The sequence below is a fragment of the Burkholderia sp. Ac-20379 genome (genome assembly GCF_017104645.1).
Classification (GTDB): Bacteria; Pseudomonadota; Gammaproteobacteria; order Burkholderiales; family Burkholderiaceae; genus Burkholderia.
Window position 1 is genome coordinate 1 of sequence record NZ_JAAGPF010000234.1, and the last position, 11,743, is coordinate 11,743.

12 protein-coding genes and 1 pseudogene are annotated in these 11,743 nt (G+C 69.8%); 9 read left to right on the plus strand and 4 right to left on the minus strand.

The features are described 5' to 3' along the window. Nucleotides 1-370: 370 nt before the first annotated feature. From G3N92_RS23940 to G3N92_RS23965, 6 genes are all read left to right on the plus strand, one after another. The gene (locus G3N92_RS23940; RefSeq protein ID WP_206130062.1) at nucleotides 371-1,285 is read left to right on the plus strand and encodes a LysR family transcriptional regulator; all 915 of its coding nucleotides are present in this window, start codon (nucleotides 371-373) and stop codon (nucleotides 1,283-1,285) included. A gap of 211 nt (nucleotides 1,286-1,496) precedes the next feature. Then, nucleotides 1,497-1,901, plus strand: coding sequence for a MarR family winged helix-turn-helix transcriptional regulator (locus G3N92_RS23945; RefSeq protein WP_339385807.1), 405 nt, complete (start codon nucleotides 1,497-1,499; stop codon nucleotides 1,899-1,901). Further along, complete coding sequence (locus G3N92_RS23950) at nucleotides 1,898-2,365, plus strand: MarR family winged helix-turn-helix transcriptional regulator (RefSeq protein WP_206130064.1); 468 nt, start codon at nucleotides 1,898-1,900, stop codon at nucleotides 2,363-2,365. Before G3N92_RS23945 ends, G3N92_RS23950 begins: the two co-directional genes overlap by 4 nt. 124 nt (nucleotides 2,366-2,489) lie before the next feature. Continuing rightward, on the plus strand, nucleotides 2,490-4,022 hold the full coding sequence (locus tag G3N92_RS23955) for an efflux transporter outer membrane subunit (protein ID WP_206130065.1): 1,533 nt from the start codon (nucleotides 2,490-2,492) through the stop codon (nucleotides 4,020-4,022). A gap of 85 nt (nucleotides 4,023-4,107) precedes the next feature. Further along, complete coding sequence (locus G3N92_RS23960) at nucleotides 4,108-5,328, plus strand: EmrA/EmrK family multidrug efflux transporter periplasmic adaptor subunit (RefSeq protein ID WP_206130066.1); 1,221 nt, start codon at nucleotides 4,108-4,110, stop codon at nucleotides 5,326-5,328. A 35-nt stretch (nucleotides 5,329-5,363) separates the two neighbouring features. After that, on the plus strand, nucleotides 5,364-6,920 hold the full coding sequence (locus G3N92_RS23965; protein WP_206130067.1) for a DHA2 family efflux MFS transporter permease subunit: 1,557 nt from the start codon (nucleotides 5,364-5,366) through the stop codon (nucleotides 6,918-6,920). A gap of 54 nt (nucleotides 6,921-6,974) precedes the next feature. Here the strand turns inward: G3N92_RS23965 and G3N92_RS23970 are convergent, their stop codons facing one another. Next, entirely contained in the window at nucleotides 6,975-8,279 is a 1,305-nt protein-coding gene (locus tag G3N92_RS23970; RefSeq protein WP_206130068.1) for an FAD-binding oxidoreductase, read from the minus strand. A gap of 346 nt (nucleotides 8,280-8,625) precedes the next feature. Here G3N92_RS23970 and G3N92_RS23975 point away from each other — a divergent pair, with 346 nt between their 5' ends. Next, nucleotides 8,626-9,057, plus strand: a complete 432-nt coding sequence (locus tag G3N92_RS23975) for a CHRD domain-containing protein (RefSeq protein WP_206130069.1) — start codon at nucleotides 8,626-8,628, stop codon at nucleotides 9,055-9,057. Nucleotides 9,058-9,108: 51 nt separating this feature from the next. Beyond that, a pseudogene (locus G3N92_RS35065) lies at nucleotides 9,109-9,336 on the plus strand (alpha/beta hydrolase); the annotation flags it as partial. Here G3N92_RS35065 and G3N92_RS23980 read toward each other — a convergent pair. The 3 genes from G3N92_RS23980 to gspI all read right to left on the minus strand — a co-directional run bounded on the left by G3N92_RS23980 (nucleotide 9,267) and on the right by gspI (nucleotide 10,791). Next, nucleotides 9,267-9,560: a tetratricopeptide repeat protein gene (locus tag G3N92_RS23980; protein ID WP_339385808.1), complete on the minus strand. Its 294-nt coding sequence runs from the start codon at nucleotides 9,558-9,560 to the stop codon at nucleotides 9,267-9,269. The pseudogene G3N92_RS35065 and the gene G3N92_RS23980 sit on opposite strands and share 70 nt — an antisense overlap. A gap of 171 nt (nucleotides 9,561-9,731) precedes the next feature. Continuing rightward, entirely contained in the window at nucleotides 9,732-10,397 is a 666-nt protein-coding gene (locus G3N92_RS23985) for a prepilin-type N-terminal cleavage/methylation domain-containing protein (protein ID WP_206130070.1), read from the minus strand. Further along, nucleotides 10,381-10,791: a type II secretion system minor pseudopilin GspI gene (gspI, locus tag G3N92_RS23990; protein ID WP_206130071.1), complete on the minus strand. Its 411-nt coding sequence runs from the start codon at nucleotides 10,789-10,791 to the stop codon at nucleotides 10,381-10,383. The genes G3N92_RS23985 and gspI overlap by 17 nt, the downstream gene beginning before the upstream one ends. Before the next feature lie 316 nt (nucleotides 10,792-11,107). On the opposite strand from gspI, the gene G3N92_RS23995 reads away from it, so the two are divergent. Beyond that, nucleotides 11,108-11,743: tetratricopeptide repeat protein (locus G3N92_RS23995; protein WP_206130072.1), on the plus strand; the 636-nt coding region annotated here is incomplete at its 3' end.

Sequence of the window (11,743 nt, forward strand, 5' to 3'; positions counted from 1 at the left end):
CCGGACGGATCGGCGGCGCGCGCCGATCTGGCGCCCGCGGCCGCCCGCCATGCCATCGATCCGGGCCGGCGCCGAACCCGGCGCAAGCCGCCTGTGGCGGGCCGGGATTGCGTCGGTCTCCGAAGCAACGTCGCGCCGCCGCCCGCCCGTGCGCATGCGCGCCGGCAGCATTTCGTTCTCCCACACAATATTCGCGGCGCTGATCCGTCATCACCGGCAGGGCGTGCTGCCCGCCCGATTCGAGGCCCGGCGGCCTCGGTCTGGAAACGATAAAATGCCGCACTGCCGTCCGTCCCGGACGCAGCGACACCCTCGCGCGGCGATCCTGCGCCCGGCGTGTCGAACGCGCACGCTACCCGGAAACGTCGTCATGGAATATATCGATAGCCTGCGTATCTTCTGTTCGGTCGTCGAGGCGCGCGGCTTCACCCGCGCTGCCGACATGCTCGGCCTCTCGACGCCGGTCGTGTCGCGCGCGATCGCCGCGCTCGAGAAGCGGCTCGGCGTGCGCCTGTTCAATCGCACCACGCGGCAGATCTCGCTGACCGAAGCGGCCGAGCAGTTCTACGAGGGCTGCGTGCGCGTGATTTCCGATCTCGATGCGCTGGAAGAGGGCGCGTCGACCCAGGCGCGCGAGCCCACCGGCGTGCTCCGTGTGATCTCGCACGCCACGGCGACCATGCACCGGCTGCAGCCGCTGATCGCCAGCTACAAGCTCAAGTATCCGAAGGTGAACATCGACGTGACGCTGGCCGAACGGCCGGTCGATCTGGTCGCGGAGGGCTACGACATCGGCCTGCTGCTGCCGTTCATGCTGACCTCGGACACCGTCGTCACGCGCCTGATGGAGCTGATCCCGTTCGAACTGGTGGCCACGCCCGACTACCTGGCGCGCCATTCGGTGCCCACCCACCCGTCGCAGATCGCCGATCACCTCGTGGTGGCGTTCTCCACCTCGATCCGCAAGCCCGAGCTGCGCTTCAGCGTCGACGGCGAGACGCTGACGGTGCCGTTCCGTTATGAGATCGAATCGAACAACGCGCCGTTCAATCTCGGCATGGTGCTGCAGGGTTTCGGGATCGGCATGCTGCCCAGTTCGGTGGTCGCGGCCGATCGCGAGGCGGGCCGGCTCGTGCCGGTGCTGCCGGACTATTCGCTCGTCGACATGGGCGCCGAGATCCGGCTTGCTTACAGTTCCCGTACGTTGATGCCGGCCAAGGTTCGCAGTTTCATCGAGCATACGGTCGCGTTCTTCGAGACCGCATCGCCGCCGGTGCCGCGCTGAGCCTTGCCGGGCGGGCGTCCGCCTGAATTTCCCCGGGTCGAAGGGTGGGCTGTGATGCTGCCGATGTCGTGAATGTCTTAAATGCTTGCCGGGTCGATTCTTGTCGCGACAGTGATAATTGATTGCCTTTCGCGGCATTGCTGACCCGGCCCCGCATCTCTAGTCTGTGCGCATGCACAGAGAGCCCCCCGATACGGACCATTGTTTTGCGATGCGTCAGGCCGCGCGGCATGTCTCGCGGTTCTACGAGCTGTATCTGTCGCAAGCCGGCGTCACGCTGTCCCAGTTCTGCATCCTCCGCTCGCTCGGTGATTCGGTGAGCACGACGATGGCCGAGCTGGCGCGCGCCACGGCAACCGACCGCACGACCCTGGTTCGCACGCTGAAACCGTTGCTGCGCGCGGCGTTGATCGTCCAGGCGCCGAGCGACGGCGCACGCCGGCAACGGCTTGCGCTGACGCTCGAAGGGCAGCGCCGGCTCGGCGATGCGATGGGCCACTGGCGCGCCGCGCAGGCCGCGTTCGAGAGCCGTTTCGGCTTGCGGCGCGCGCAGGCGCTCGATGTTGAACTGTTTGCCGCGGCACGCGAATGCGTGCCCGAAGGAGCGTCGGCATGAAGCCGTTGCAATTGCCGCCGCAGGCGCTGACGGTGCCGGCCGACGAATTCGGCGCAAGCCTCGGTTATCTGCTCACGCAAACCCACGCGCGTCTGGCGCTGCGGATCAACCAGCGTGCGCAGGCCGAGCTCGGCGTGACGGGCGTGCAGGGCAAGATGCTGTTCCTGCTGGCCGCCGGCCGTTGCGAGACGGCCGCCGATCTCGCCCGCGATTGCTGCGTCGACGCCAGCGCGATCACGCGCGTGCTCGACCGCGTCGAAGTGCGCGGGCTGCTGACCCGCGAGCGCGATCTCGACGATCGCCGCATCGTGCGGCTGGTGCCGACCGAAACGGGCCGCGCGCTGGCCGAGGCGATGCCGGCGATTTACGCCGGCGTGATTGACGAAGCGCTGGTGGGCCTCGTGCCCGAGGAAGTCGGGTCGCTGAAGCGGATGCTGCAGCGGATCCTCGAAAACGGCGCTTGAGCTTGCACGCAGTGCGTATTGGGGCGCATGCCGTGCCTTCTATTAGTTGTCTAGTCCATCAATGCAGGGGAGCTGTTCCTATGAAACTCGTTACAGGCACGATGTTGCGCCGCGGAGCCGCACGATGAGCGCGCGAGCCAACCCGGTGCCGCTGCGCGCGATCCGCGCGGCGGCGCTGTCGGCCGTTGCCGCGTTCGCCCTGGCCGGTTGCGCCAACTACATCGGTATCCATAGCGACAAGCAGATCACGCCGGCCTCGCAGCTCGAATCGACCCAGAGCCTGCCCGCCGAGGGCGGTCAATGGCCGGCGCTCGATTGGGCGCAGCAGTTCGGCGATCCGCAACTGCCGCAACTGATCGCCGAAGCGCTCGACGGCAATCCGACCATCGCGCAGGCGCAGGCCCGGCTGGCCAAGGCGTCGTCGTATATCGAGACGTCGCGCGCGGCGCTGATGCCGAAGGTCGAAGGCAGCTATGCGTGGACGCGCGAGCTGTATTCGGGCAACGGCCTGTACCCGCCGCCGTACGGCGGCAATTGGTACAGCGAGAACAACGCGCTCGCGAGCGCGACGTGGGAGCTGGATCTGTGGGGCAAGAACCGCCAGCGGCTGCGCTCGGCGGTGTCGCAGCAGAAGGCGGCGCAGGCCGAGTTTCAGCAGGCGCGCGTGACGCTCGCCGTGTCGGTCGCGCGCAGCTACAACCAGCTCGCGCAACTCTACGCGCTGCGCGACATCGCCCAGCGCGAGATCGACAACCGTCAGACGGTCGGCAAGATCACCGAAGGGCGCGTGGGCGCGGGCCTCGACACCAACGTCGAGCGGCAGACGGCGCGCGGCAACGTGGCGACCAGCGAGTCGTCGCTGTCCGATCTCGACGGCCAGATCACCACCACCCGCTATCAACTGGCGGCGCTGCTCGGCAAGGGCCCGGACCGCGGCCTGAAGATCGCCGTGCCGGTGCTGAAGCCGGGCGGGGCGGTCGATCTGCCCGGCAACATCCCGGCCGATCTGGTGGCGCGCCGGCCCGATCTGGTGGCCGCGCGCTGGCAGGTCGAAGCCGCGATGCACGACGTGAAGGAGGCGAAGGCCGAATTCTTCCCCGATGTGAACCTCGCGGCCGGCTTCGGTTTCGATGCGTTCGGCTGGGGCCAGTTTCTGAAGTTCGCGAGCCGTCAGGCGCAGTTCGGCCCGGCCGTGCATCTGCCGATCTTCGATGCCGGCCAGTTGCGCGCGCAGTTGAAGGGCCGCTACGCCGATTTCGACCTGAGCGTCGCGAACTACAACCAGACGCTGATCGGCGCACTGAACGACGTGGCCACGCAGGTGGCGACGATCCGCTCGATCGACCGCCAGATGGGCGATGCCCAGCGCGCGCTCGACGCCTCGACGCGCGCCTACGAGCTCGCCGTGGTGCGCTACAAGGCCGGCCTCGCGCCGCAGTTGCTGGTGCTCAGCGCCGACACCAACCGCCTGGCCTCCGAGCAGACCGTCACGAACCTCGTGATGCGCCGCCGCGACATGCAGATCGGCCTGATCAGCGCGCTGGGCGGCGGTTTCGACGCGAGCGGCTCGCCGCTCGCCGCGCCCGATGCGCCGGCTTCCGCGTCGGCCCCGGCCGCCGCGCCCGCCGCCGCCGCATCGGCGCCGGCAGCCGGTTGAGTTTCCCGCAGTTCCAATTCGAATCGACAAGCAGAGCCCGTCGCGACGCACAGCGGCGTGATGGGCGCAGACGGAGAACCTCGCGATGAGCGAACCCCAGCAACAAGCCGCGGCCCCGGCCGCGCCGAACAGCAAGCGCAAGCGGATGATGGCGCTGCTCGCCGTCGTGATCGTGATCGCCGCGGTCGCGTACGGCCTGTATTACTTCCTGGTCGCGCGCTTCCACGAAGACACCGACGACGCCTACGTGAACGGCAACATCGTGCAGATCACGCCGCAGGTCACGGGCACCGTGATCGCGGTCAACGCCGACGACACGCAATCGATCCGCGAAGGCGAGCCGCTCGTCAAGCTCGATCCGGCCGACGCGGCGATCTCGCTGCAATCGGCCGAGGCGAACCTCGCGCAGACCGTGCGCCGCGTGCGCGGCATGTACGCCGACGACGATCAGTTCCGCGCGCAGGTCACGCAGCGCGAATCGGATCTGTCGAAGGCGCAGGACGATCTGCGCCGCCGCCTCGCCGTCGCGCAGACGGGCGCCGTCTCGCAGGAAGAGATCTCGCACGCCCGCGATGCGGTGAAGGCCGCGCAGGCGTCGCTCGACGCCACCAAGCAGCAGCTCGCCGCGAACGTGGCGCTGACCGCCAACACCACCGTCAGCAACCACCCCGACGTGCTCGCCGCCGCCGCGCGCGTGCGCGACGCCTATCTGGCGAACGCGCGCAACACGCTGCCGGCGCCGGTCACGGGCTACGTGGCGAAGCGTTCGGTGCAGGTCGGCCAGCGCGTCTCGCCCGGCACGCCGCTGATGTCGGTGGTGCCGCTCGGCCAGATCTGGGTCGACGCGAACTTCAAGGAAGTGCAGCTCACGCACATGCGCATCGGCCAGCCGGTCGAGGTGACGGCCGACGTGTACGGTTCGTCGGTCAAGTATCACGGCAAGGTGGTGGGCTTCTCGGCCGGCACCGGCTCGGCGTTCTCGCTGCTGCCGGCGCAGAACGCCACGGGCAACTGGATCAAGGTGGTGCAGCGCCTGCCGGTGCGGATCGCGCTCGATCCGAAGGAGCTCGAACGGCATCCGCTGCGCATCGGCCTGTCGATGCAGGTGGACGTGAACATCCAGGACGAGAGCGGCGGCCAGCTCGGCGGCGTGCAGAACACCGTCTACCAGACCGACGTGTTCGCGAAGTACGGCGACGAGGCCAATGCCGAGATCGCCCGGATCATCGCCGAGAACGCGGCCGGCGGCCCGGGCCGCCCTGCGGCAGCGGCGGCCGCCACGGCGCACCGCAAGCCGCTCGCCTGAGGCGGGATGGCTGACGGCAACCACCGGACGACTCGATGAATGCTCCCTCCTCTCCCGATCCGCTGACAGGCGGCAAGCTCGCGCTCGGCACCGTGGCCGTGTCGCTCGCGATGTTCATGAACGTGCTCGATTCGTCGATCGCGAACGTCGCGATCCCGACCATCTCGGGCGATCTCGGCGTGTCGGTCGACGAAGGCACCTGGGTGATCACGATCTTCGCGGCGGCCAATGCCGTGTCGATTCCGCTGACCGGCTGGCTCGTGCAGCGCTTCGGCCAGGTGCGCCTGTTCGTCACCGCGATCCTGCTGTTCGTGCTGTCCTCGTGGCTGTGCGGGCTGGCGCCGAACCTGCCGTTCCTGCTCGGCGCGCGGATTTTGCAGGGCGCGGTGGCGGGGCCGCTCGCGCCGCTCTCGCAGGCGCTGCTGCTCGGCGCCTGGCCCAAGCAGAAATCGTCCACGGCGCTCGCGCTGTGGGGCATGACCACGCTGGTCGGGCCGATCGCCGGGCCGTCGCTCGGCGGCTGGATCACCTACGACTACAACTGGTCGTGGATTTTCTACATCAACATCCCCGTCGGCATTTTCGCGGCGGCGGTCACCTGGTCGATCTTCCGCGATCGCGAATCGGTCACGCGCAAGCTGCCGATCGACACAGTCGGGCTGGTCGCGCTGATCGTATGGGTGGGCTCGCTGCAGGTGATGCTCGACAAGGGCAAGGATCTCGACTGGTTCGGCTCGCCCGTCATCGTCACGCTGGCGGTGATCGCGGCGAGCGGCTTCGCGTTCTTCGTGATCTGGGAGCTGACCGCGAAGAACCCGGTGGTGGATCTGCGGCTGTTCAAGCAGCGCAACTTCGCGGGCGGCACGGTGGCGCTGTCGGTGGCCTATGCGATGTTCTTCGGCACGCTGGTGGTGCTGCCGCAGTGGATGCAGGAATCGCTCGGCTACCGCGCCGTCGATTCGGGGCTGACCACCGCGCCGCTCGGCGTGTTCGCGATCGTGCTGACGCCGTTCATCGGGCGCATCCTGCCCAAGAGCGACGCGCGCGTGATCGCGACCATGGCGTTCGTGCTGTTCGCGGGCGTGTTCTTCATGCGCACGCGCTTCTACACCGACGTGTCGAATTGGGATCTCGTGCTGCCCACGCTGCTGCAGGGCATTCCGATGGCGATGTTCTTCGTGCCGCTGACGTCGATCATCCTGTCGGGGCTGCCGCCCGAGAAGATCCCGGCCGCGGCCGGCCTGTCGAACTTCGCGCGGATGTTCTGCGGCGCGGTGGGCACCTCGCTGATCGGCAACCTCTGGAACAACCGCACGGTGCTGCACCACGAGCGGCTGACCGAGCAGGCCAACGCCACCAACCCGATCTACAACCAGTCGATCGATTCGATGCAGTCGTCGCTGCATGTCGGCAGCGACACGGCGCACGCGCTGTTCAATCTGTCGGTGGACGGGCAGGCGCTGGTGATGGGGCTCAACGACGTGTTCTTCATCTCGTCGGTGATCTTCATCCTGATCATTCCGCTGATCTGGATCACCAAGCCGGTGCGCCAGGCCAAGGGCGCAGCGGCGGATGGCGGCGGCGCGCACTGAGCGCCGCGGCATGACACACGGCCCGCAGCGTTTCGGCTGCGGGCCGTCGTCGTTTCAGAGGCGCTCCAGCACCGAATGCCAGAGCATGCCGAGTTCGAGCGCCGGCTGCCGCCACGCGGGGCCGCCCGGAAAGCGCCGGTGTCGCAGCCGCGCGAACAGGTCGAACATCGCGCGCTCGCCGGCGATCGCGCGCGCCACGGCCCGGCCCGCGATGCCCGTCAGCGCCACGCCGTGGCCGCTGAAGCCCTGCAGATAGAAATAGTTCGGATCGAGCGCGCCGATGTCGGGCGCGCGGTTGCGCGTGACGTCGACGAAGCCGCCCCAGCCGTAATCGACGCGCACGTCGGCCAGTTGCGGGAACACCTCGATCATGCGTGCGCGGATCGAAGCGGAGAGCTGCTCGGGCGCGGCGCCGGCCGAGGTGGCGCGCCCGCCGAACAGCATCCGGTGATCGGCCGACAGCCGGTAGTAGTCGAGGAACAGGTTGTTGTCGCAGGCGGCCTCGCGCCCCGGCATCAGGGCGTCGGCGCGCGCCGCGCCGAGCGGCTCGGTGGCGACGATATAGGACGGCACCGGGCCGATGCGCGCCTCGATCGGTTCGGGCAGGAAGCCGCCGGGGCCGGCGTTGACGCACGACACCACGAAGCGGCAGCGCACTTCGCCCGAACGCGTGCGCACCACCGGCCGCTCGCCGCGCGTCACGCGCGTGACGGCCGAATGCGCGAACAGTTGCGCGCCCTCGCGGCGCGCCGCGTCGGCGAGGCCCAGGCAGTACTTGAGCGGATGCAGATGGCCCGACAGCGGATCGTGCACGCCGGCCAGATAGGTGCGCGAGGCGATGCGGGCGCGGATCGCGTCGGTGTCGAGCCAGGTGAGGGCGGGGTGGCCCCAGCGCTGCGTCGCGGCGTCCATCCAGGCGCGCAACTCGGGCACGCGGCGCGGCTTGGTGGCGAGCGTCAGGTAGCCGCGCGTGAAGTCGCACGCGATGCCGTAGCGGGCGATCCGCTCGGCGATCAGTTCGACGCCGTCGAGCGAGAGCCGCCACGCGGCGCGCGCGCCGTCGTCGCCGAGCTGGCGCGCGATTTCGGTGTCTTTCGCGAAGCCGCCGATCACCTGGCCGCCGTTGCGGCCCGAGGCGCCCCAGCCGGGGCGGTGGGCGTCGAGCACCACCACGCTCAGGCCCGCCGCGCGGCAGTCGAGTGCGACCGACAGGCCCGAGAAGCCCGCGCCGATCACGCACACGTCGGCGTCGAGCGCGCCGTCGAGCACGGGATCGTCCGTGGCCGGGCGCGTGACGGTGGCTTCGTAGTACGAATGGCGCGCGAGCGCGTCCGCATGCTGGAGGAAGGTCGGTGTCATGGGCGGGGATCGTCTCACGCGAGACGGCGTCGGGCAATCTCGCCGAATTTCCGGCCCGGCGGCCTTGGCGGCGGTGGCCGACGCCAGGGCGGGCGCATCGTCATGCGGTCGCAGCCCCGCGGGCGCGAGGCCGGGCGACGGGCCGCCGCGCTTGCCGCGCGTCGTCGGGCGTTGCACGCCCTGGCCGGTTGGCCGTCCCGCATGCAACCATCGGCGGATGGCGTACGATGCACGAACGGCCTGCGGTTGCCAGGCGCATCGGCCGATCGCCGCGCGGCCCGGCGATCGTCTACCATCGCAGCAGCGAGGCCCGCGCGGCACGCGCTATCCACGACTCGGAGATCCCATGCGTATCCAGCGTTTCCTGACGACCGGCTTGCTGCTCGGCGCGCTCGGCGCGACGGCTCATGCGGAGACGGCGAAGCTCGTCGCCAACCTGCAGCCCTCGAGCGAAGTGCCGCCCACCGCCACGCGCGGCTCGGGCACGCTCGACGCCACGTTCGACACCAGCACCCACACGCTGGTCTGGACCGTCACCTACGGCGGCCTGACCGGCCCGGCGACGGCCGCGCATTTCCATGGCCCCGCGCCGGTCGGCCAGAACGCCGGCGTGCAGGTGCCGATCGCGAAGGAGGCGCTCGAGAGCCCGATCAAGGGCTCGGCCGTGCTCGACGACCGCCAGGTGACCGATCTGATGGCCGGCAAGTGGTACTTCAACATCCACACCAAGGCGCATCCGACCGGCGAGATCCGCGGCCAGGTCGAGCCGGCGAGCTGAACGCCGGCGCGCGAGGTTGCCGACGCCCCGACGACACCGCAAGGAGAACCGATGAGCTGGCAGTCCGAACTGGCATGTTGGATATTGCGCCGGCAAGTGCGGCCGAGGACGCTGTCGCCCGTGATCGACGTGGCCGATGCGCGCGCGCTGGCCGAACGCCGGCGGCCGTTCGCCACGCGCGTGCCGGCCGGCTGGCGGCTGCGCGAATGCTACGGGCCCGACGATCGGCAGGGCGATGCGGCGCGCGACCCGCTGCGCGGCGAATGGATCGAGCCGGCGGGCGCGGCGCAGTCGGCCTCGGCGGCGTCGCCGCGCTGGAACTGCAGCACGCCGAGCAGATGCAGGGCCTCGGGATGGTCGGGCGCGTGAGCCAGCGCCGCGCGATAGTTCTGCGCGGCTTCGTCGAAGCGGCGCGTCTCGTGCGCGTTCTTGCCGCGTTCGAGGTGGGTTTCCATCCCGGCGTGTTGCGCCGGGTCCGCTTCGTGCCGCATGTCGGTTGTCAAGCCGCTTCCCCTTGCCTGTGTCGATGCCCGATCCGGCCGGATCCACGCTGCCCAGGGGCCGGCCGACGAGTGCGCCCCAGCCTACGGCGGCGCCGTAACGGCGGCGTGACGAAAGCTACGGACCATTTTGTCCGCCCGTCCACCGCCCGTCGCTGGCCGGATGGCCGGCCCTCACTGGCCGATCGGAATGGTTCGCTCGTAACGCACCGGCGGCGAGCCGATCGATATCGAAAAGCGCACGCCGCGCGGCAGCGGCGCGCCGAGCGTGGAAATGCTGCTGATGCCGTGCTGGGCGAGAAACGCCTGGTAGGCGCCTTCGATGGCGTGTTCGTCGGCGGTCCAGCCTTTCGGCGGCAGCCAGATCGAGAGATCCATCGCGCGCGCGTTGTCGCTGACCACCACGCCGGCGTAGCGATCCATGTCGTGCAGCGTGCGGTCGAGTTCGTCGAGCGACGCCAGCGGAGGCGACGCGGAGCGCGTCAGCGTGTGGCCATGCAGCCGGTAGCGCACCACCTGCAGATAGACGGGCCCGCTGCCCACCCCGGCGTGCCGCACCAGCACGAGTTCGTTCGGGCGGATGCGCAGCGGTTCGCCGAACACCTCGTCGGCGTTCACGAGATTGAGCAAATCGAATTGCAATTGCGAGAAATAGCGGCCGAGCAGGCGGGTCTGGGCGAGATTGGCCGAGATCGTGTCGCGGCCGCGAATCGTCGCGTCCAGGCCGCGCCACGACAGCAGGGCGATCACGGCGATCAGCGCGATCGCCACCAGCATCTCGATCAGCGTGAAGCCGCGCGGCCGCCGCCGCGGGCCGCGGCGCTCAATAGCGCGCTTCATTCTGAACCACGGAGACGACCTCCGCGAGCACGTTCCGGCTCGACGCCGATGGATAGACGCTGACCGTCACCTGCCGGAGATTGGGCATCGCCATGGCCGCGACCGAACGGCGGCAGACGAAGGCGTAGGTGCCTTGCGGGCAGGCGAACGTGGTGCTGCCGACGGGCGGCCAGGCCGCGGCGATGCGCAGCGCGCCGAGCGCGTTGTCGGCGCTCCAGAGCGCCAGCAGGCGCATGCGCGCGGTATCGGTATCGGCGGCGAGCGCGCCGATCGCGCGCATCACGGCGCCGAGCGCGATGGCGACGATCGCGAGCGCGATCAGCACCTCGATCAAGGTAAAGCCCCGTTGCGCCGCATGACCGGCGCCGTGTCGCGTCCTGAAACTGTCGGTCATCCCGCACGCCCGTCGATTGGTCGGCCGGCCGCCCCGCGCGGGCGCGGGCGGATCGGGGCCGGTGATCGCGTCCGCCGCCTGGCGGACACCTGCGACACGGTATGCACGGGCGATGGCAGCGGCGTGTCGAATGTTACGGACCTTTTATTCCGGCGCCGCGCGGCAGGCATCGGTCGAATGTTCCGTAGCTTTCGTCACACCGGTGTTATGGGTCCTCCGCTAGCCTCACCGGCACGGCCACGATGGCACGACGCGGTCCGTCCGCGGCACGGCGGAGCCGGGCAACAAGATCGAAGAGAGAGCGAGGGGCCACACGATGACATTCAATGGGGAACGGGCGCCGTCCGGCGAGCGGAACGCCGTGCCGTCCGCGGCGAGCCGCGCCAAGCCCGATGCGGCGTTGCTGGCGCAACTGCTGGCGCGCGCCCGCAACGCGCATCAGGCGGGCTCGATGCACCAGGCCGAGCAGGCCTATGCGGAATTGCTGGCGCTCGATGGCGACCATCCCGACGCGCTGCACTTGCTGGGCGCCTTGCGCTTTCAGCAGGGCCGGCTCGACGAAGCCGAGCCGCTGATGCGCCGTTCCATCCAGTTGCAGCCGGCGCCGCTGTCGCTGGCCAACTATTCGGCGGTGCTGGCCGGCCTCGGGCAGGTGCACGACGCGCTGGCGCGTCTCGACGACGCGCTGACGATCGACCCGGCCCATGCGCGCGCGCTGTTTCAGCGCGCGGGCCTGCTCGATCAGCTCGGCCGTTACGCGGATGCCTGCTCCGCCTACGACAGCCTGCTCGCCAAGGCGCCCGATTTCGCCGACGGCTATGTCCGCCGCAGCGAGGCGCGCCGCGCGATGGGGCAGGCCGAGGACGCGCTGCGCGACTGCGATCGCGCCCTGCAACTGGCCGGCCGCAACTTCGGCGCGCAACGCGCGCGCGGGCTGGCGCTGCGCGCGCTG

Excerpts from the sequence above, each read along its gene's own strand:
- G3N92_RS23940 (WP_206130062.1), top strand. The coding sequence starts at position 371 with ATGGAATATATCGATAGCCTGCGTATCTTCTGTTCGGTCGTCGAGGCG.
- G3N92_RS23945 (WP_339385807.1), top strand. The coding sequence starts at position 1,497 with ATGCGTCAGGCCGCGCGGCATGTCTCGCGGTTCTACGAGCTGTATCTG.
- G3N92_RS23950 (WP_206130064.1), top strand. The coding sequence starts at position 1,898 with ATGAAGCCGTTGCAATTGCCGCCGCAGGCGCTGACGGTGCCGGCCGAC.
- G3N92_RS23955 (WP_206130065.1), top strand. The coding sequence starts at position 2,490 with ATGAGCGCGCGAGCCAACCCGGTGCCGCTGCGCGCGATCCGCGCGGCG.
- G3N92_RS23960 (WP_206130066.1), top strand. The coding sequence starts at position 4,108 with ATGAGCGAACCCCAGCAACAAGCCGCGGCCCCGGCCGCGCCGAACAGC.
- G3N92_RS23965 (WP_206130067.1), top strand. The coding sequence starts at position 5,364 with ATGAATGCTCCCTCCTCTCCCGATCCGCTGACAGGCGGCAAGCTCGCG.
- G3N92_RS23970 (WP_206130068.1), bottom strand. The coding sequence starts at position 8,279 with ATGACACCGACCTTCCTCCAGCATGCGGACGCGCTCGCGCGCCATTCG.
- G3N92_RS23975 (WP_206130069.1), top strand. The coding sequence starts at position 8,626 with ATGCGTATCCAGCGTTTCCTGACGACCGGCTTGCTGCTCGGCGCGCTC.
- G3N92_RS23985 (WP_206130070.1), bottom strand. The coding sequence starts at position 10,397 with ATGAAGCGCGCTATTGAGCGCCGCGGCCCGCGGCGGCGGCCGCGCGGC.
- gspI (WP_206130071.1), bottom strand. The coding sequence starts at position 10,791 with ATGACCGACAGTTTCAGGACGCGACACGGCGCCGGTCATGCGGCGCAA.